The sequence below is a fragment of the Pseudoalteromonas sp. CH_XMU1449-3 genome, assembly GCF_037027245.1.
Classification (GTDB): Bacteria; Pseudomonadota; Gammaproteobacteria; order Enterobacterales; family Alteromonadaceae; genus Pseudoalteromonas; species Pseudoalteromonas shioyasakiensis.
This window is the reverse complement of sequence record NZ_JAYMDY010000020.1, coordinates 12834-32917: the sequence shown is the minus strand read 5'-3', so window position 1 is coordinate 32917 and position 20084 is coordinate 12834. Positions and strand designations below refer to the sequence as shown.

The 20084-nt window shown below is 40.3% G+C and carries 16 protein-coding genes; 9 read left to right on the top strand and 7 right to left on the bottom strand.

Going from position 1 to position 20084, the window contains the following annotated elements; translation table 11 throughout:
- Positions 1-2 precede the first annotated feature (2 nt).
- The 5 genes from glyQ to dnaA all read right to left on the bottom strand — a co-directional run bounded on the left by glyQ (position 3) and on the right by dnaA (position 7098).
- A complete protein-coding gene (gene glyQ / locus WA256_RS18395; protein ID WP_054554789.1) occupies positions 3-902 on the bottom strand; it encodes a glycine--tRNA ligase subunit alpha in 900 nt (299 codons plus the stop codon).
- Between the two features lie 141 nt (positions 903-1043).
- A complete protein-coding gene (gyrB, locus tag WA256_RS18390; RefSeq protein ID WP_335992796.1) occupies positions 1044-3470 on the bottom strand; it encodes a DNA topoisomerase (ATP-hydrolyzing) subunit B in 2427 nt (808 codons plus the stop codon).
- 12 nt (positions 3471-3482) lie between these two features.
- On the bottom strand, positions 3483-4577 hold the full coding sequence (gene recF, locus WA256_RS18385) for a DNA replication/repair protein RecF (RefSeq protein WP_335992795.1): 1095 nt from the start codon (positions 4575-4577) through the stop codon (positions 3483-3485).
- 6 nt (positions 4578-4583) lie between these two features.
- The gene (gene dnaN, locus WA256_RS18380) at positions 4584-5687 is read right to left on the bottom strand and encodes a DNA polymerase III subunit beta (protein ID WP_054563760.1); all 1104 of its coding nucleotides are present in this window, start codon (positions 5685-5687) and stop codon (positions 4584-4586) included.
- Between the two features lie 13 nt (positions 5688-5700).
- Positions 5701-7098 carry a chromosomal replication initiator protein DnaA gene (dnaA, locus tag WA256_RS18375; RefSeq protein ID WP_058583674.1) on the bottom strand — a complete coding sequence of 466 codons (1398 nt, stop codon included), beginning with the start codon at positions 7096-7098 and terminating at the stop codon, positions 5701-5703.
- A 506-nt stretch (positions 7099-7604) separates the two neighbouring features.
- Here dnaA and rpmH point away from each other — a divergent pair.
- From rpmH to yidC, 4 genes are all read left to right on the top strand, one after another.
- Complete coding sequence (rpmH, locus tag WA256_RS18370) at positions 7605-7739, top strand: 50S ribosomal protein L34 (protein ID WP_008488847.1); 135 nt, start codon at positions 7605-7607, stop codon at positions 7737-7739.
- A gap of 7 nt (positions 7740-7746) precedes the next feature.
- A complete protein-coding gene (rnpA, locus tag WA256_RS18365) occupies positions 7747-8169 on the top strand; it encodes a ribonuclease P protein component (RefSeq protein ID WP_058583673.1) in 423 nt (140 codons plus the stop codon).
- Between the two features lie 128 nt (positions 8170-8297).
- Entirely contained in the window at positions 8298-8570 is a 273-nt protein-coding gene (yidD, locus tag WA256_RS18360; protein ID WP_054563758.1) for a membrane protein insertion efficiency factor YidD, read from the top strand.
- Between the two features lie 8 nt (positions 8571-8578).
- Positions 8579-10210 carry a membrane protein insertase YidC gene (gene yidC / locus WA256_RS18355; RefSeq protein ID WP_335992794.1) on the top strand — a complete coding sequence of 544 codons (1632 nt, stop codon included), beginning with the start codon at positions 8579-8581 and terminating at the stop codon, positions 10208-10210.
- A gap of 57 nt (positions 10211-10267) precedes the next feature.
- Here the strand turns inward: yidC and WA256_RS18350 are convergent, their stop codons facing one another.
- Both WA256_RS18350 and WA256_RS18345 read right to left on the bottom strand, forming a co-directional pair.
- Positions 10268-11473, bottom strand: coding sequence for a PepSY-associated TM helix domain-containing protein (locus WA256_RS18350; protein ID WP_335992793.1), 1206 nt, complete (start codon positions 11471-11473; stop codon positions 10268-10270).
- A 9-nt stretch (positions 11474-11482) separates the two neighbouring features.
- Positions 11483-13630, bottom strand: a complete 2148-nt coding sequence (locus WA256_RS18345) for a TonB-dependent siderophore receptor (protein ID WP_335992792.1) — start codon at positions 13628-13630, stop codon at positions 11483-11485.
- Between the two features lie 209 nt (positions 13631-13839).
- On the opposite strand from WA256_RS18345, the gene mnmE reads away from it, so the two are divergent.
- The 5 genes from mnmE to rsmG all read left to right on the top strand — a co-directional run bounded on the left by mnmE (position 13840) and on the right by rsmG (position 20083).
- On the top strand, positions 13840-15204 hold the full coding sequence (mnmE, locus tag WA256_RS18340) for a tRNA uridine-5-carboxymethylaminomethyl(34) synthesis GTPase MnmE (RefSeq protein WP_335992791.1): 1365 nt from the start codon (positions 13840-13842) through the stop codon (positions 15202-15204).
- A 147-nt stretch (positions 15205-15351) separates the two neighbouring features.
- Positions 15352-16092, top strand: coding sequence for an isocitrate lyase/PEP mutase family protein (locus WA256_RS18335; RefSeq protein ID WP_335992790.1), 741 nt, complete (start codon positions 15352-15354; stop codon positions 16090-16092).
- A gap of 586 nt (positions 16093-16678) precedes the next feature.
- Complete coding sequence (gene mioC, locus WA256_RS18330) at positions 16679-17128, top strand: FMN-binding protein MioC (protein ID WP_063527284.1); 450 nt, start codon at positions 16679-16681, stop codon at positions 17126-17128.
- Positions 17129-17557: 429 nt separating this feature from the next.
- Entirely contained in the window at positions 17558-19447 is a 1890-nt protein-coding gene (gene mnmG, locus WA256_RS18325) for a tRNA uridine-5-carboxymethylaminomethyl(34) synthesis enzyme MnmG (RefSeq protein WP_054554801.1), read from the top strand.
- A 15-nt stretch (positions 19448-19462) separates the two neighbouring features.
- On the top strand, positions 19463-20083 hold the full coding sequence (gene rsmG, locus WA256_RS18320) for a 16S rRNA (guanine(527)-N(7))-methyltransferase RsmG (RefSeq protein WP_335992789.1): 621 nt from the start codon (positions 19463-19465) through the stop codon (positions 20081-20083).
- Position 20084: the final 1 nt, after the last annotated feature.

The following is a 20084-nucleotide window of genomic DNA, read 5'->3' as shown; positions in this document are numbered from 1 at the left end:
TCTTAATCCTTACAAAGCGGGAAACCAAGAGCTTCACGGGCATCATAGTAACTTTGCGCACATGCTTTAGATAAAGCACGAACACGTAAGATATAACGTTGACGTTCTGTTACAGAGATAGCGTGACGAGCGTCTAATAAGTTAAACGCATGTGATGCTTTCATTACTTGCTCATAAGCTGGTAATGGTAAGCCTGCTTCAATTAGCTTTTCGCTTTCTTTTTCACAGTGATCGAACTGTGCAAATAAGAACTCAACATCCGCTTGTTCGAAGTTATAAGCTGACTGCTCTACTTCATTTTGATGGAATACATCACCGTATGTCACACGACCCATAGGACCGTCTGCCCATACTAGGTCATAGATACTATCTACGCCTTGAATATACATAGCTAAACGCTCAAGACCATAAGTGATTTCACCGGTTACTGGTGAGCACTCTAAGCCACCTACTTGCTGGAAGTAAGTGAACTGAGTTACTTCCATGCCGTTTAACCAGATCTCCCAACCTAGACCCCATGCACCTAATGTAGGCGACTCCCAGTTGTCTTCTACGAAGCGAACTTCATCAGTTAGTGTATCAATACCAACAGCAGCTAAAGAGCCTAAATAGAGCTCCTGAATGTTTTCTGGTGATGGCTTTAATACAACTTGGAATTGGTAGTAATGCTGTAAACGGTTCGGGTTTTCACCATAGCGACCATCAGTTGGACGGCGGCATGGTTGAACATACGCGCTCGACATTGGCTCTGGGCCAATTGACTTTAAGAAAGTTAACGGATGAAATGTCCCTGCTCCCACTTCCATATCGAGTGGTTGAGCAATCACACAGCCTTGCTGTGCCCAATAGTCCTGTAAAGCCAGGATCAAACCTTGAAAGGTTTTAACGTCATATTTTTGCATATTTGGCTTATAGTATCTGGTGCGTTTAGTCTGAAAATTGCTCTCAGTATACCTTGTGTGCAGTAAGGTTTTAAGCAGTTTGTGCTTTTTCAGCAAGAAAAAAAGGAGCCAGTTGGCTCCTTTTTAATTCTTAATTTCGCGTTATACGTCTAGGTTAACTACACGTAGCGCATTCGTTTCGATGAAGTCACGACGCGGCTCAACTTGGTCACCCATTAGAGTCGCAAACAATTGGTCTGCCGCTACTGCATCTTCAATTGTTACTTTCAACATACGACGAGCATCTGGGTCCATAGTGGTTTCCCAAAGCTGATCTGGGTTCATCTCACCAAGTCCTTTATAGCGTTGGATATAAAGGCCACGCTTCGATTCATTGATTAACCACTCTAATGCATCCACAAAGTTATCAACAGTAAGAGTTTTCTCACCGCGTTGAACATATGCCCCTTCTTCAAGTAAGTTAGCAATGTTTACGCCTGTCGCTGCAATGCGTTTGTAGTCACGCGATGTGATGAAGTCATGGTTTAGTACATGAGCTTTATCCACACCATGCTGACGAATATTCACAACAGGATAATACATGTTGCGCTCAGTATCGTACTCAGTGCCCGCATGGAAGATAGTTGCATCTTCATCACGTGCAATTAAGTCGTCAACAAGAGTGTTAGTCCACTCTTTAACTTTTGCTTCATCTGCTAAATCAGCTTCGGTAATTTCGCTTTGATAAATTAAACGTTCCATAACCGAGTTTGGATATTTACGTTTTAAGCGCTCAATCACTTTAACTGTATTTTGATAGTCGTGAACGATTCTTTCTAGCTCTTCACCTTCAAGTGCAGATGCACCTTCGCTTGTATAAAGTGCAGCATTGTTTAATGCTAATGATGTTAAGTAATCAACAAGCGCTGGGTCATCTTTAATGTAGCGTTCTTGCTTACCTTTTTTCACTTTATAAAGTGGTGGCTGCGCAATATAGATAAAGCCTTTTTCTACAATCTCTGGCATTTGACGGTAGAAGAAAGTCAGTAGTAAGGTACGAATGTGAGAACCATCCACGTCCGCATCGGTCATGATAATGATACGATGATAACGTAGTTTTTCTGGGTCATATTCATCACGACCAATACCACAGCCTAATGCAGTGATTAGAGTTGCTACTTCTTGAGAAGAAAGCATCTTATCAAAGCGTGCTTTTTCTACGTTAAGAATCTTACCTTTAAGTGGCAAAATTGCTTGGTTTTTACGGTTACGACCCTGCTTAGCTGAACCACCTGCAGAGTCACCCTCCACTATGTATAGTTCAGAAAGTGCTGGATCTTTTTCTTGGCAGTCTGCCAATTTACCTGGTAAGCCAGCTAAATCCATTGCACCTTTACGGCGTGTCATTTCACGTGCTTTACGTGCTGCTTCTCGAGCTCGTGCTGCATCAATAATTTTGCCAACAACTGTTTTAGCATCAACAGGGTTTTCTAATAAGAACTCTGTTAATTTTTCTGCCATTGCTTGTTCTACAGCAGACTTAACTTCACTTGATACTAGTTTGTCTTTAGTTTGTGATGAGAACTTAGGATCAGGAACTTTAACACTTACAACCGCAGTTAAGCCTTCACGAGCATCATCACCCGTTGCATTACTTGTTGTTTTCGCTTTTTTGTTAAAGCCTTCTTTTTCCATGTAGTTATTTAGCGTACGTGTTAATGCTGCTCTAAAGCCAGCTAAGTGCGTACCACCATCACGCTGTGGAATGTTGTTTGTGAAACAGTAAATGCTTTCTTGGAAACCATCGTTCCATTGCATTGAAACTTCTACACTAATACCGTCTTCTTCACGCTCATGGGTAAAGTGGAAAACACTTTTATGTACAGGTGTTTTGTTACGGTTTAGATATTCTACGAATGCTTGGATACCACCATCATATTTGAAGTGGTCATTCTTAGATTCTTCGCGCTCATCAGTAAGAATGATACTTACACCAGAGTTTAAGAACGAAAGCTCACGTAAACGCTTTGCTAAAATATCGTAGTGAAAGTTAAGGTCAGTGAATGTTTCACCACTTGGCCAGAAACGTAATTCGGTACCTGTGTCTGTTGCGTCACCAATTACAGCCAATGGCGCATCTGGTACACCCATAGTATATGTTTGTTGGTGAATTTTTCCTTCACGACGAATGGTCAGTTGCAGCTTTTCAGATAGTGCATTTACTACCGAAACACCTACACCGTGTAAGCCACCAGATACTTTATAAGAGTTATCATCGAACTTACCACCAGCGTGAAGTACCGTCATGATAACTTCAGCCGCTGAAACACCTTCTTCTTCGTGAATAGATGTAGGAATACCACGACCGTTATCTCTTACAGAGACTGAACCGTCTAAGTGAATCGTTACAAAAATATCATCACAATGACCAGCTAAGGCTTCATCGATAGAGTTATCAACAACCTCAAACACCATATGGTGAAGGCCTGTACCGTCATCGGTGTCCCCTATATACATTCCTGGACGCTTTCTTACTGCGTCTAATCCTTTAAGTACTTTAATACTCGACGAATCGTAATTCTCAGACATGGTTAATCCCACTTATCTTGTTATTAGGTTGCCATGTTTCACGTGGAACATTTTTAGTTCTCGTTGCATGGGTTCCACCACAGCAGAAATACTTTCAGATAAAATTGATGAGATAAAAAGTTGCGAATCGCAATGAGTCAAAAGTTGACCCACTTTTTCTTTTGTATCTTCACCTAGTTCTGAAGGTAAGTCATCTATTAGCAATATAGATTGCTTATCTGTTTCTGACTCAATTAAGCTATTTTGCGTTACTTTTAACGCATAAAGCAAGAGCTTCAATTGACCGCGAGAAAAGGTATTTTCTACACTGTTACCAGAAGCACTAAAACTAAAATCAGCTTTATGCGGACCTTTACTTGTGAAACCTTGTTTGGCATCACGTTCAAAGCTTTGCTCAAGCGCCTCTGAGAGCGTTTCACTCTCTTTCCAACCCGCATGAAAGTTAATTTCTAAATCGCTTACAAGCGTTAATTCTGCACACATTTTATCAAAAAACTGCTGCTTAAACCTACTTATATACGCGATTCTTAGATTATTTATTTGTTCAGCTAGTCTAACAAATTCTTTATCCCAAAACTTGATCTGTTCGAAATAATCTCGAGGTTTACTTTTTAATAAAGCATTACGTTGTTTTAGTACTTTATTAAAAGACTGCCACAAGTAAAAAAAGTCATGTTCCACGTGGAACAATCCTAAATCGAGAAATTTTCTACGCTCTTTTGGGCCACCAAAAAACAACGAATAGCTTTCTGGAGTAATAACTTGCACCGGCACTAGTTGAGCTAATTCAGAGATTTTACGGCTCGTTTTTCCCTGAATCTTTAAAGACGTTTCACCCGCTTGGTTTTTACTTATACCAATCGGAATAGACAAATCATGCAGCGCTTTGCGACCATGAATCACAAACTTGTCTTGTTGATGCTGAATGATATTTTTATGTTTGGCGGTACGAAATGATTTACCGTGAGAAAGGAAATATATCGCCTCAAGGAGACTGGTTTTTCCGCTGCCATTTTCGCCATAGATAATGTTTATGCCATTAACCGGCTCAAGTGTCAGCGCCTCAATATTCCGAAAATTATTGAGGCTTAAATGACTTAAACTCATATAAGCTTATAGGCGCATCGGCATTACAACGTACATAGCTTCTTCGTCACCTGCACCTTCAATTAGCGCACTGCTATTAGAGTCTGCAAGCGTAAAGGTTACATCTTCTGTTTTTAATGTATTCAGTACATCAAGCACATAAGAAACGTTAAAGCCAATTTCAAGTTCGCCGCCTTGGTACATTACTTCAACCACCTCTTCAGCTTGTTCTTGCTCAGGGTTGTTTGCTGTAATTTTTAATAAACCTTCAGACAGATTTAAACGTACACCACGAAACTTTTCATTCGATAAAATAGACACACGTTGGAAAGCACTACGAAGCCATTCACGATTAGCAGTAATCACTTTGTCACCACCACGCGGCAATACTCGACGATAATCAGGAAAACGACCATCAACTAGTTTACTAGTAAATGTAAACTCAGTATCAATAATACGAATATGGTTAGCACCAAATTGAATGGTTACTAGCTCATCATCAGCCACCATTAGGCGCATAATTTCTTGCACACCTTTACGTGGAATAATTAACTGACGCTGTGTATTTAAAGACTGCGGTAATTGCTTTTGTGCAATTGCCAAACGGTGGCCATCTGTAGCCACTGTTTTGATATCTGCGTTATCAACTTCAAATGACATACCGTTTAAGTAATAACGTACATCTTGATTCGCCATAGAAAAGTGCGTGCTCTCTAAAAGTTTACGCAACTCTAAACGCGTTAGTTGAAACTCAACTTCACCATCCCACTGCTCAAGATTCGGAAAATCTTCAGCGGCCAGCGTAGTTAAAGAAAAACGGCTTTTACCACTTGTTAGTAGTAACTGATGATCTTGGCTACTTAACGTAAGGTCTGAGCCATCAGGTAAACTTTTACAAATATCGAGTAACTTTTTAGCTGGTAAAGTGAGTTGCGTATCTGTGGTATCTTCACCGACAAACACACTCGCCACTAACTCAATTTCAAGATCAGTACCCGTCATCGAAAGTTGTCCGTTTTCAACAACTAACAGTACGTTCGATAAAATCGGTAAGGTGTGCTTACGCTCAATCGCACCAGACACTTGAACTAAAGGTTTTAAAAATTGCTCTCTTGATATTGTTATTTGCATAATAAAGTCGGCCTTAAGATGACAAGGTTCTTATTAAGTTTTGATAATCTTCTTTCACTTCGTGGCTTTCGTCACGTAGTGATTTAACTTTACGACAAGCGTGTAATACAGTTGTGTGATCACGACCACCAAAGGCGTCGCCAATCTCAGGTAAACTGTGATTTGTAAGTTCTTTTGATAATGCCATGGCCACTTGACGTGGTCTTGCTACTGAACGGCTACGGCGTTTAGAGAGTAAATCTGACACACGAATACGGTAATACTCAGCAACAGTGCGTTGAATATTATCTATCGTTACCAGTTTATCTTGCAGCGCAAGTAAGTCACGTAGCGCTTCTTTTACAAAGTCGATTGAAATCGGACGACCAGTAAAGTTTGCATTAGCAATAACGCGGTTTAACGCCCCTTCTAATTCCCGCACGTTTGAACGCAACTTTTTAGCGATAAAAAAGGCAACTTCGTGAGGTAAATTGATTTTACTTTGCTGCGCTTTTTTCATCAAAATAGCAACGCGCGTTTCAAGCTCTGGCGGCTCAATAGCAATTGTTAAGCCCCAACCAAAACGTGATTTAAGGCGATCTTCAACCCCTTCTATCTCTTTTGGATAGCGGTCTGAAGTTAAGATAATCTGTTGATTTCCTTCAAGTAAAGCATTGAAGGTATGAAAGAACTCTTCTTGTGAGCGTTCTTTATTAGCGAAAAATTGAATGTCATCGATCATCAATGCATCAACACTTCGGTAATAACGTTTAAATTCTTCGATTGCATTATTTTGTAACGCTTTAACCATGTCTTGCACAAATCGCTCAGAGTGCATATAAACAATTTTCGCGTCTGGCTTATTAGCCATAATACCGTTACCAACAGCGTGTAATAAGTGAGTTTTACCTAAGCCAGTACCACCGTATATAAATACAGGGTTAAATGCTGAACCTGGGTTATCTGCAACTTGAGTCGCTGCAGCTTTTGCTAATTGGTTTGATTTACCTTCAACAAAGCTATCAAAGGTATAATTTTCTTTAATGTTTGATTTATAGCCTGATTTTGGTGCAGGTTCGACCGCTGCTTTTTCAGGTTTTGGCTGTTGCTTTTCAGCAGTTTGTTGTGGAACAGATGCGCTTGTTTCTGCTGCAGCCGGTGCAGATGCCACTTGGGCATTTAAAATAGGTTTACTACCAACATCAAAACGTAATTCAGGTGCTTCATCACCACAAATTTCAACGAGTAGTTCATTAATACGGTTTAAATACTTTTCTCTCACCCAATCCAAAACAAAACGGTTAGGTGCATATATAGTCAACGTATCTTCGGTACTTTCTGCTTGAAGTGGTCTTACCCACATACTGAATTGCTGTGAAGGCAATTCATCTTGCAATACATATAAACAACTTTGCCAAACCGACAGATACACAGTTAAACTCCCAGAGATTTAATTTTTATTCCCGTTCATCTTTAATGATGGAAAATCAAACATTTATTGCTAATCTTTGACCAACTTTCATGGCCCAGACCGACTATTATGAAGGTACTTTATCCACAAGTACAAGATTGATTTTTATGAAAAATATGATCTCAGCAACATAAAACAATAAAACACTGATTTTTAAGAAAATTATTTTTTAAGCTCGAACAGTGATCATAACAAATCTGCAGCCAGATCGCGATCAAATTCTACGATCGAATTGGCTTTTCCCAAGCTTTTATTCACTTTTTATACAGAGGCTGTGGAAAACTTCTTATTTATGATGATCCTATATGATCAGTTAAAAGGATCCTTTATAATTACGGCCTCTGCAGCGTTTTAATGATTGACTTTTGTTGTCTTCATCTATAATATCTCGCGCTCGCAATGGCACCTGTGCCAGGATCGCGACCTGCATAGGATGTTTTAACCTTAACCGATCGGATGGAATTGTTATGAAAAGAACTTTTCAACCTAGCGTTTTAAAACGCAAACGTACACACGGTTTCCGTGCTCGTATGGCAACAGCAAATGGCCGTAAAGTATTAGCTCGTCGTCGTGCTAAAGGCCGTAAAGTTCTTTCTGCTTAATATATAAGTGGAAGACTTTAGCTTCAGCAGGGAGTTACGTCTGTTAACTCCCTCGCATTACTCTCGAATCTTTAATGAACCAGCACGCGCTGCGACTCCTTTCTTTACCCTATTAGCTAAACGCAATGACCAAACTAATCCTCGATTAGGTCTTACGGTCGCAAAAAAACGCGTTAAAAAAGCCTGTCAACGTAATCGAATTAAACGACTTGCTCGCGAAAGTTTCCGTTTAAATCAACATAAACTCGATAACATTGATATTGTGCTTATGGTTAAAAGTGGTATTGATGAACAGTCCAACGAAGAGCTAACAAAGCAACTAAATAAATTGTGGCGAAAAATTAACGAACGCTGCAAGCCTGGTGCACCTAAACCACCACCATTTAAAAAACGCCCGAATAAATCAGCTAAATCTAATAAACAAGCCTGATAGCAATAGAATTACAGGCTTAATTAAGGTATCTTTAGCTCACCTTTTAATCATGCATTTAAAATTCTACGATGGGAATTTAAATTCATGGTATCCATTGACTAAATTAACGCAGGGGCAGACACATCATGAGGTTACTTAAACCACTTGTTGCTATTCCAAAGCGCTGTTTAGTCATGCTAATACGCGGCTATCAAAAATGGATAAGCCCACTATTAGGCCCGCATTGTCGTTTTAATCCAACCTGCTCTAGTTACGCTATTCAAGCAATTAATTTGCATGGAAGTGTAAAAGGCAGTTGGTTAGCTGTTAAACGCATATTAAAATGCCACCCTTTACATGCTGGTGGGGATGATCCCGTACCGGCAAAAAATCATATTAACCACCAACACGAGAAATAAGAGCTGTTATGGAATCGCAACGCACGTTTTTATTAATCGGCTTGATGCTTGTGTCGTTTTTATTATTTCAAGAATGGAATAACGACTACAACGCACCAAAGGCTGATCCAAGTGCCACAACACAAACACTAGGCGCAACAACACCAGAATCTGATGACTTTATTCCTGCATCATCTGACGGTGAAGTTCCAGCTGTAACGACAGCAAAGCGCTCAGTTATCGATGTAACAACTGACGTATTCACTGTTAAAATTGACACCCGTGGTGGTGACATCATTGAAACAGACTTACTTCAGTACGAAGAGGTAAAAGGCAGTAACACACCTTACATGCTATTAGGTGAGTTCGATGGTAAGCAATACTTCTCGCAAAGTGGCTTAATTGGTTTAAATGGTCCTGACGCAACTGTTGCTGGTCGCCCTGTTTATAAAACCACACAAAAAGCATTCACTTTAACGGGTGATGAGCTACGTGTACCACTTGAGTTTACTGACAGTAAAGGTGTGACGTTTACTAAAACTTATATCTTCAAAAAAGGCGACTACGCTGTAGATTTAGAGTACACAGTAAACAACGTAACAGCTGATCCAATTCAAGTTCAGTTATACACGCAAGTAAAACGCACAGTACAAGAAAAAGGTAGCTTAGTAGATCAAAACTACTTAGGCGCAGCATTTGGTACTGAAGAAGAGCCATACGAAAAGTACAGCTTCTCAGACATGGCTGATAAAAACCTTAACATCACTACAGCTGGCGGCTACATTGCATTTATCCAACACTACTTTGTAAGTGCGTGGGTACCAAAGCAAGACCAACAAAATACCCTTTACAGCAAATTAGTTGCTGGTAATGCGGCAATTATTGGTACTAAAGGTGAAGCAGTTAACGTACAAGCTGGTACGCAAGCAACACTTAGATCAACTTATTACATGGGCCCGAAAGAGTCTGACGTACTAGAAGCAATCCACCCAGACTTAGACCTAACTGTAGACTATGGTTGGTTATGGTTTATCTCACAACCATTATTCGTACTACTTAAGTGGTTACACAGCATCCTAGGTAACTGGGGTCTAGCTATCATTGCAATCACGGTTATCGTTAAAACGGCAATGTACCCGCTTACTAAAGCACAATACACGTCAATGGCTAAGATGCGTGCCTTACAGCCTAAAATGGCTGCACTAAAAGAGAAGTATGGTGATGACCGTCAAAAATTCGGTCAAGCTATGATGGAAATGTACCGCAAAGAAAAAGTGAACCCTATGGGTGGCTGTTTCCCACTGTTACTACAAATGCCAATCTTCTTAGCGTTATTCTACGTATTCTTAGAATCAACTGAGCTACGTCATGCTGAATTCGTTTTATGGTTAAATGACTTATCAGCAATGGACCCATACTACGTATTACCTGTTTTATTTGGTTTAAGTATGTTCATCACTCAAAAGCTGCAACCTATGACGGTTACTGACCCTATGCAGCAAAAAATGATGACCTTTATGCCAGTTGTATTCTCTATTTTCTTCTTATGGTTCCCATCTGGCCTAGTACTTTACTGGTTAGTATCGAACCTTATCTCAATCGCACAGATGCTAATCATCTACCGCGGTATGGAGAAAAAAGGTATTAAGGTAAGAGGCTAAACTCTTAACCCAATAAAAAAGGCGCTAACTGCGCCTTTTTTAATGCCTGAAAAAAAACTAACCGAGAATAGGAGAATAAACTTGATTGGGCACACTGCGTTCAGTAAAGCTCAAACTTGTTGTTAGTAACGAAGCAACTACCAAACCGATTGCAACCACCCCAGATAAACCAAGCCACTTTCCAGTCGTTGTTTTACGCTTAACCCTAAGCCAACTCATATAGATGCCTGCAGCGCTTACAAAGCTCATTAATGCACCAAATACACCCCAAATAAGCTTAGTACCAATTCCTGCAAAGTTACCAAAGTGCAGCGGATCAGCGGTGTCTTTAATTCGTGGAAGCAGGTTTAGTTCTTCCCCTTTTTGTATGCCTAGAACTTCACCGGAACTTGGTTTTAAATAAACCCGGTTAGCACGAAGGCGTAGTAAAATATCATCGTTATAACCACGTACTTCAATAGGCTGTTCCGCTTTATTAGGATAACGAATATAGCGAATATCAAGGCTAGGAAATGCCTGTTGAGCGGCTTCATAAGTAGCAGCTAAACTAATTGGCGATAGATCTTTGCGAGGGCTTTGTTTTTTAAACTCACTCACGGCTGGTGGACTAGAGACATAGTGAGGTACCTTCGCAGTTTGCAGCCCATGTTCTACCAGATACCAACCCCCTGTGATGGCCATCACAGCAATAAACCATAAACTCCAAAGCCCTAACAGCTTATGCCAATCAGACCAACTACTACGTTTATCAAGGCTTAGCGCAGCAGGCTTTTTCATAAAGCCTTGCCACCAGCGCCGATACACATAAAAACTCGAGACCAATAAAATAACGAGTAAAATACTCAAACTGGTGACGATTAGTTTACCCATCCAGCCCATCGACAAGTTCATATGCCAGTTACGTAAAAACCGCGATATCCGCGCCCACTCTCCTTCACCGAGTAAGCGACCCGTTGCAGCATCTAAATAAACAAAGCGAAATGAATCACCGACTTTAAGAGCCGCTTCAGTGGCAAGGTAATCTTGCTTATGACGTTGAATATAAAGTAACTGAGCTTGCGGATAATGCTTATTAAGGGTGTTTTCGAGAGCTGGGTAGTTAGTCGAAGCAGAAGAGGTTAAAGCACGGTACTTAGCGTCTGTTAAGTACTCGAGTTCATGACTTAACGTAGCGAGTGTTCCCGATACGCAGGTAACAAAAAGCAGGACTCCAACAAAGAGTCCTGCCCAAGAATGTAAGTTAAACCAACTTTTAGCGTTCACACGCCACCATTAAAAGCTGTATTTAGCACTTAAATAGACACGGCGTGGCTCACCAGGAAAGTGCCCTGTTCGCTCGATAAAGCCACTGCTTGCGTATTCTTTATCAAATAGGTTCTTAACTGATAGCTGCCATTGCCAGTTATCAACGGTTGTTTGCCACGCCATGTTGTAAACAGTATAAGGTTTAACACGTTGACCGCCTAAACTAAGCTGTTCATCAACATAATCTAAGCCAGCAGAAATAGATGACGATAAGCTAGGTAGCTCATAGCGTGTCCATATACCTAGGGTATTTTGCGGCGCGTTAGCAAATTTATCGCTATCAGGAATTTGGTTACGAATGCTGTCGTTGGCTTTAGTAATACGGGTATCATTATAAGCGTAGCTTGCAGTAACTACCCAGCGCTCAGTGATGTCACCAACCACTTCAAGTTCAAAACCCTTACTTTGTACTTCACCAACGGCAACTAGGTCATCAACGCCGTCACCTGCAACATCACCTAATAAGCTAGGCTGCAGGATGTTTTCGCGGACAATATCGTACACAGCCATATTAACAGCAAGTGTGTCTGCTAATAGCTTGGTTCTTAAACCTAACTCGTTAATGCGGCTAGTCTCCGGCGAGAACGGACCGCCCTTTGCTGTTTCTTGATTACTCGCACTTTGCGGCACAAAGCCAGTGCCATGTAGCGCATAAGGGAAGAACATATTATTAATGTTATAGCTGGTACCAATACGGTAGGTTAAGTCGCTATCAGAAAACTCGGTTTGATTTAACAGATCTTTATCTTCAAAGCGGTCATACCTTAAGCCAGCTGTCACACTCCAATTAGCGGTGATATCTAGTTGATCTTGCAAGTAGGCACCAAAGCGGGTGCTATTCGTTTTACCAAGCCGTGGGGTAATACTATCAAGGTCATAATCATCAACAGAGGTTAAACCATACTCAGGGTTGTTAAGATCAAGTCCTGGTACTGGGCCACCTTTACTTTGTTGCGTAGCTGTACGGTAGACGCTTTCAAAATCATGTTCATACCAATCACTACCAAACAGCACTTGATGCTGCATATTAGCAAATGCAAACTCTGCAATCGCATTAGCTGTTAAGCTAAAACCTTCGTTCTCACGTACTTGATCACGAAACTCACGATGGCTCCAATCAACAATACCGTCGTCATCTGTATCAACGAGGCCTCTTGGTTCATGGTAGTTTTGCACTTCTTTGTTATCAAAATAACGTGCTGTGACATCTGTGCGCCAAACATCATTAAACTCATGTTTTAAAGTTGCCTGATAGACATGGGCTTCAACATTTTGAAAGTCTGTCGCCTCGTTATGATTCCAGCTAATATCAGTTAAAAAATTGCCATTATCATCAGCAGGTACACCACGTAAACGTGCCCCACCCAACTCTTGCTCTATATAGGTATACTGAGTGGTCAATTCGGTTGCACTATTGATAAGCCACGTATAACCAAGATCAACAATGGTATTATCGCCGCTAGTATTAGCACGGAATGGCTTTTCAGTATCACGGTAAAGACCAACACGGTAAGCATGATTATCAAGTGATTCACTCAATGTTCCTGTGCTTTCTAATGCACCACTGAAGAAGTCATCATTACCTACTTCAACTTCAATACTGTGTTCACTGGTGAATTTAGGCTTCTTAGTTACATAGTTAATAATACCACCCGGATTACCACTACCGTATATAGCGCCAGCAGGTCCTTTTAAAACCGCAACTTGTTCAATATTAAATAATTGCGGTACAGCAAAGCCATTGAAAGGGTCGCCCTTTACGCCATCGTATAAAATCTCATCTTGGCGAAAGCCACGAAATGTCACGCCGGAATAACTAAAGGCATTAACGCCAGCAATATTGCTATAAAGGTCGGTAATTTGGCGAGCAGCCTGATCACTGATCAGCTCCTGCGGCAAAATTTGAATTGACTGAGGAATTTTCTCTAAGGGTGTATTGGTACGAGTAGCAAAACTTGACTCGGTTGGGCGATATAAAGAAAACGCACGGCCAACAACTTCTATTTTTTCGAGTTCTTTAGAATCATTTTGATCAGAAGTAGTCACTTCAGTTTGAGCATGGGCAACGCCCGAAAAACCAGCAGCAAGTGCAATAAAAACAGCAGAAAGACGCATAATAAAAAACGATAAGATTTAGAATGCGCAATATGGTAATGAATATAATTATCATTTGCAATGGTCGTTTATTATTAATTAAAGCTAAATAAAGTATTACTTACATCAGACTTTTGCTACCTCATTACTCAAACAGCTATTCGCATGAAATTAAGCCATAGGTTACAATAGAGCCAGCATTCATTCTTTTATTGGCATTATTTCATCGCATGATTAATCAAGACACAATTGCAGCACAAGCGACCGCACCAGGACGTGGTGGGGTTGGTATTATTCGCGTCTCTGGCAGCTTAGCTAAAACAGTGGCAGAACAGATTATTGGCCGTTGTCCTAAAACACGTTACGCAGACTATGTACCATTTAAGAGCTTGAGCGGTGAACAGCTTGACCAAGGTATTGCTATTTACTTTCAAGGGCCAAATTCATTTACCGGCGAAGACGTACTAGAACTACAAGGTCACGGCGGCCCTGTTGTACTTGATATGCTATTAAAAGAAATTAGCCAAATTGACGGTGTACGTTTAGCAAAACCGGGTGAGTTCTCTGAGCGCGCATTTATGAATGATAAGCTTGATTTAACTCAAGCAGAGGCAATTGCTGACCTTATCAATGCAACCAGTGAACAAGCAGCAAAAAGCGCCCTCCAATCACTGCAAGGTGAATTTTCTAAACATATCGAAACGCTGGTGGAAAAAGTCATTCACCTACGTATGTATGTAGAAGCCGCGATTGATTTTCCTGATGAAGAAATCGACTTTTTATCAGACGGTAAAGTATCCGCAGATCTCAATGCCATTATTGCTCAATTAGAGAATGTAACTCAGCAAGCTAAACAAGGTAGCATCATGCGTGAAGGTATGCGTGTTGTTATTGCGGGTCGCCCTAACGCTGGTAAATCAAGCCTACTTAATGCGTTAGCTGGCCGTGATGCAGCCATCGTTACCGAAATAGCGGGTACAACACGTGACGTATTACGCGAACATATCCACATTGATGGTATGCCACTACATATTATTGATACCGCAGGCCTGCGTGAAAGCCCAGATAAAGTAGAGCAAATTGGTATTGAACGCGCATGGGATGAAATTAACCAAGCCGATCGCGTACTATTTATGTTAGACGGCACTGATACATCAGCCACTGATCCTCATGATATTTGGCCAGAGTTTATGTCCAAGTTACCAGAGGGTATGGGTGTTACTGTGATCCGAAATAAAGCCGATATTTCCGGTGAAAATGTCGGTATGGATGAACATGATCAATATCCGGTGATCCGTTTAAGCGCTAAAAATGCAGAGGGTATAGAGTTAGTTCGTACTCACTTAAAGGCATGTATAGGTTTCCAAGGTGCCACAGAAGGTGGATTTATGGCACGCCGTCGTCACTTAGATGCACTTGATCATGCAGCCTATCATTTAAACACAGGCAAAGAGCAATTAGAGATGCATATTGCTGGTGAGATCTTGGCTGAAGAATTACGCCTAACGCAACAGTTCTTAAATGAGATAACAGGTGAATTTACCTCTGATGACCTACTTGGGAAAATCTTTAGTTCGTTCTGTATCGGTAAATAAATTCCGGTCATCAATATTATAAAAAAGAGTCGCAAGACTCTTTTTTTGTTTTTACTCCAACTAATCAATTATCGGTTCAGGGCCGAAACCAGCCAGTAATAAACCTCATATCAATTAGTCTAGCGATGTCATTAAACGGAGGACATCATGGACAAATATCAACTCTTTCACCAATTACACCACCAGCATGGGGGCTTTGTACTCGCTAATGCGTGGGATCTTAGTTCAGCACAATTCATCCAAGCTGCGGGAGCTAAAGCAGTAGCAACAACCAGCTGGGGAATTGCTGCCAGTTTAGGGTTAGCTGATGGTGAAAACATCTCTTTTAAAACTCAATTAGCACTGGCTAAAAGCTTAACCGAACACCTTCATATTCCACTCTCTGTCGATATAGAGTCAGGCTACAGTAACGATCCGCTGCAAATTAGCGAAAACGTTTTAGCGTTAGCAAGATTAGGAGTTGTAGGCATCAACATAGAGGACTCAGATAAAGACACTAACGCACTGAGATCTATCGAACAGCAATGCACTATTATTAGTGAAATAAAGAAAGTACTTAACGAAAATGGCTTCGGTGGTTTATTTATAAACGCCAGAACCGATACCTACTTTGTTAGTGACTCCCCTTTTCAAGCAACATTAAAGCGAGCAAAAGCGTATCAAAATGCAGGTGCAGACGGTCTGTTTGTGCCCGGCTTAACTAACATAGAGCACATAACCAGCTTAGCTAACACAGTAGATATGCCATTAAATGTTATGGCAATGAGCAATTTTAACTCAGCAAAAGCCGCTTTCGCTGGTGGTGCAAAACGGTTTTCATTGGGTAATTCACTCTATGATCTAGTCGGTAATACAATAAAAACCAGTTTAACTCAGATCGAAAACTAACTTAGCGAGCTAAAAAATTAGATCAAAACAGCTTTTAAGATCGAATTTAGCTAAAAATGTTATCCACATTTGGGGCTTTTTTAGATCTAAAGGCTGATTTGATCATAAAAAAACGCGGAAATTTGAATTTATTTTCATACAACAGCCCTTTTTGATAACTAATTTTCTTAAAAACAGCATTTATTAGCGCTTATTTAAGTTTTTTTCGATCTATTTTATTGATCGCAAATTGCAAACCGATCGTTATCAACAAGCGATCTATCCACAAAACGATCATACTCAATATTTTTATCAGATCTGAAAAATTAAGCGCTTACACATAATTAAAGATCAACAACTTAGCAAAGTTATACAGTTTCCAATATTTAGCTTGATCAGAACTTTCCCCAAATTTATTAACAGCTTGATCAAAGGGTTTAATTTATGAATAAATATAAAAAACTATTAAAAACAGTAGATTATAAAAAACAATGAATTAAAGCTGTCATTTTAAGCAGAAAAACTTATTCAGATCGTAATTCAACGCTTTACTCACACCCTAACTTAGTTATCATGTGGCCACTTATTTCTATACATGATCAATCACATGCAATCAGTAAATATTATCGTTGGCAGCCAAATGGGATCTGCAGAATACGTGGCTGAGCAACTAGCAGAAGCCCTTGAACAACAAGGGATCCAAGTCCAGCTTCATGAACAGCCTGTATTTGATGATATTGATCAGCAAGATACTATTTGGTTGTTATGTACTTCTACATACGGCGCGGGAGACTACCCAGAGAACCTACTGCCATTTGTTGAGTCTATTAACCAACAGGCTGATCTTAAAGGATTAAACTACAGTGTGATCGGATTAGGTGACACTAGTTACGACACCTATAACTATGCAGGCCGTAATCTAGATGAGTTATTAGCTAATAAAGGCGCAAACCGCGTGGCAGAACGCTTAGAGCTAAATATTCTTGATGAAGCATTGCCAGAAGACACGGCATTAGCCTGGTTACCAAGCTGGATCGAATCAGTGGGGCTTAATTAAGCCGATCGGTGTTGATCGTTGTTATAAAAGTTACCCACAATTTACTGATAATTTAGATCGGATTGTGGATAAACACTGATCTAACTGCGATTTTAACCTAGTTTATCCCTTGGATAAGATCCAATCGATATTGCCCTGTGTATAAATAGCCCTTTTGATCAAAGCTTTTACGCGGGAAGATCCGATCATATTAACACCTTTAGATCTGCGTTAAGATCATGTTTTAAATGGTAAAGCGAACATTATCAACAGATCTAGCCGTTACTAGTAGTAAGAGTAATAAAAGATCTCTTTAAAAGATCCTTTATATTATTAGAGATCACCCACTTAGATCTTGAGCACTGTTTAATCATTTATCTTCTCTAAATTTCTAGGTAGAATACGCTCCCTTTACAAAGTTTTGCTGGTCGATTAAGTAGGATCCCATAAATGATTTTTCACGAACGTTTTGATGTTATTGTTGTAGGTGGTGGACATGCAGGTACTGAAGCTGCATTAGCATCTGCTCGCATGGGCATGAATACCCTATTGCTAACTCATAATATGGATACCCTTGGTCAAATGTCTTGTAATCCGGCAATTGGCGGTATTGGTAAAGGCCATTTAGTTAAAGAGATCGATGCACTTGGTGGTGCAATGGCTCAGGCTATTGATAAAGGCGGTATTCAATTTCGTACTTTAAACTCATCTAAAGGCCCTGCAGTACGTGCTACACGTGCTCAAGCTGACCGTGCTTTGTATAAAGCAGCTATTCAACACACTTTACAACATCAAGAAAACTTAAAGATCTTCCAACAATCATGTGACGATCTAATCGTTGAAGGTGATCGAGTAATCGGTGTTGTAACGCAAATGGGTCTACGTTTTAGCGCGCCTTCAGTGGTTCTTACCGTAGGTACTTTCTTAGGTGGTCAGATCCATATTGGTTTAGAGAACTTCAAAGGTGGTCGTGCTGGCGATCCACCTTCAATTGCACTTGCAGAGCGATTACGTGAATTACCTTTCCGTGTTGATCGCTTAAAAACAGGCACACCTCCTCGTATTGATGCGCGTACTGTTGATTTTAGCAAGATGCAAGAACAGCCAGGTGATACCCCAACACCTGTATTCTCATTTATGGGTAAACAATCGGATCACCCACAGCAGATCCCGTGTTACATCACTTATACAAATGAAAAAACACATGATGTGATCCGCAATAACTTACATCGCTCACCTATGTATTCAGGTGTAATTGAAGGTATTGGTCCACGTTACTGCCCTTCAATCGAAGATAAGATCGTACGTTTTGCTGATAAAGACAAACATCAAATCTTTGTTGAGCCTGAAGGTTTAACATCATACGAATTATATCCAAATGGTATTTCAACGAGTTTACCGTTTGATGTACAACTTGAAATTGTGCAATCAATCACTGGTTTTGAAAATGCACACATTTGTCGTCCTGGTTATGCGATTGAGTATGACTTCTTTGATCCGCGCGACTTAAAGCAATCATTAGAAACTAAGTTTATTAATGGTTTATTCTTCGCAGGCCAAATCAATGGTACAACCGGTTACGAAGAAGCAGGCGCACAAGGTTTAATTGCGGGTATGAACGCCGCATTACAAGTACAAGGCAAAGAGTCTTGGACACCTCGTCGTGATGAAGCATACACAGGTGTACTCATTGACGACCTAGCAACATTAGGTACTAAAGAACCGTACCGTATGTTTACTAGCCGTGCTGAATACCGTTTATTACTTCGTGAAGATAATGCCGACATTCGTTTAACTGAAAAAGGCCGTGAACTTGGCTTAGTTGACGATGCTCGTTGGGCTGCATTTAACGAAAAAATGGAAATCATCGAAAAAGAAACGCAACGTTTAAAAGAAACATGGATCCACAAAGATCACGTTGCTGTTGATCAAGTAAATGCATTATTAAAAACACCACTGACTCGTGAAGCGAGCCTTGAAGATCTGATCCGTCGTCCTGAAATTCGTTATAACGACTTAATGGCAATCGATGGTTTAGGTTCTGAGTTTGATAACCAGGCTGCACTTGAGCAAGTTGAGATCCATACTAAGTACGCAGGCTATATTGCTCGTCAGCAAGATGAGATCAATAAGCAGCTACGTCATGAACAAACTGTATTACCAAAAGACTTTGATTATTCAACTGTTTCTGGTTTATCAAATGAGGTTATCGCAAAGCTTACTGATAGTCGTCCAGATACAATTGGCCAAGCGTCACGTATTTCAGGTATCACCCCTGCTGCTATTTCGCTATTATTAGTCTATCTGAAAAAGCAAGGCTTACTGCGCAAGACTGCGTAGTTGGTGAGGAATACAGTGTTACAACAACAATTAACTTCGCTGTTAGCGCAAACTGATATTACGCTAACAGAAAAACAGCAACAACAACTTGTGCAATATGTTGAATTATTAGACAAGTGGAACAAAGCGTATAACTTAACCTCTGTTCGTTTACCTGAAGAAATGATGGTTAAACATATTATGGATAGCTTAGTTGTTGCACCACACCTTAAAGGCAAACATTACATTGATGTAGGTACGGGTCCTGGTTTACCGGGTATCGTATTAGCCATCGCTTTACCTGATACACAATTTGTATTGTTAGATAGTTTAGGTAAACGCGTACGCTTTTTGATGCAGGTAAAACATGCACTTGGTCTTGAAAATGTAACCCCAGTGCAGTCTAGAGTTGAAGAATATCAACCAAGTGTTAAATTAGATGGTGTATTAAGTCGTGCATTCGCCTCTTTACAAGATATGGTTGACTGGTGTGCGCACTTGATTGATCATTCAGGTAAATTTATCGCCTTAAAAGGCGTATTTCCAAGCGAAGAACTAGACTCATTACCTAAAGGTATTAAGTTTGATGAAAAAATCAGCTTGGAAGTACCTGAGTTAGATGCGCAAAGACATCTAATCATTCTATCTAAAGACTAGG

Excerpts from the sequence above, each read along its gene's own strand:
- mioC (WP_063527284.1), top strand. The coding sequence starts at position 16,679 with ATGCAATCAGTAAATATTATCGTTGGCAGCCAAATGGGATCTGCAGAA.
- WA256_RS18335 (WP_335992790.1), top strand. The coding sequence starts at position 15,352 with ATGGACAAATATCAACTCTTTCACCAATTACACCACCAGCATGGGGGC.
- WA256_RS18345 (WP_335992792.1), bottom strand. The coding sequence starts at position 13,630 with ATGCGTCTTTCTGCTGTTTTTATTGCACTTGCTGCTGGTTTTTCGGGC.
- yidD (WP_054563758.1), top strand. The coding sequence starts at position 8,298 with ATGAGGTTACTTAAACCACTTGTTGCTATTCCAAAGCGCTGTTTAGTC.
- recF (WP_335992795.1), bottom strand. The coding sequence starts at position 4,577 with ATGAGTTTAAGTCATTTAAGCCTCAATAATTTTCGGAATATTGAGGCG.
- glyQ (WP_054554789.1), bottom strand. The coding sequence starts at position 902 with ATGCAAAAATATGACGTTAAAACCTTTCAAGGTTTGATCCTGGCTTTA.
- mnmG (WP_054554801.1), top strand. The coding sequence starts at position 17,558 with ATGATTTTTCACGAACGTTTTGATGTTATTGTTGTAGGTGGTGGACAT.
- mnmE (WP_335992791.1), top strand. The coding sequence starts at position 13,840 with ATGATTAATCAAGACACAATTGCAGCACAAGCGACCGCACCAGGACGT.
- yidC (WP_335992794.1), top strand. The coding sequence starts at position 8,579 with ATGGAATCGCAACGCACGTTTTTATTAATCGGCTTGATGCTTGTGTCG.
- dnaN (WP_054563760.1), bottom strand. The coding sequence starts at position 5,687 with ATGCAAATAACAATATCAAGAGAGCAATTTTTAAAACCTTTAGTTCAA.
- gyrB (WP_335992796.1), bottom strand. The coding sequence starts at position 3,470 with ATGTCTGAGAATTACGATTCGTCGAGTATTAAAGTACTTAAAGGATTA.
- rpmH (WP_008488847.1), top strand. The coding sequence starts at position 7,605 with ATGAAAAGAACTTTTCAACCTAGCGTTTTAAAACGCAAACGTACACAC.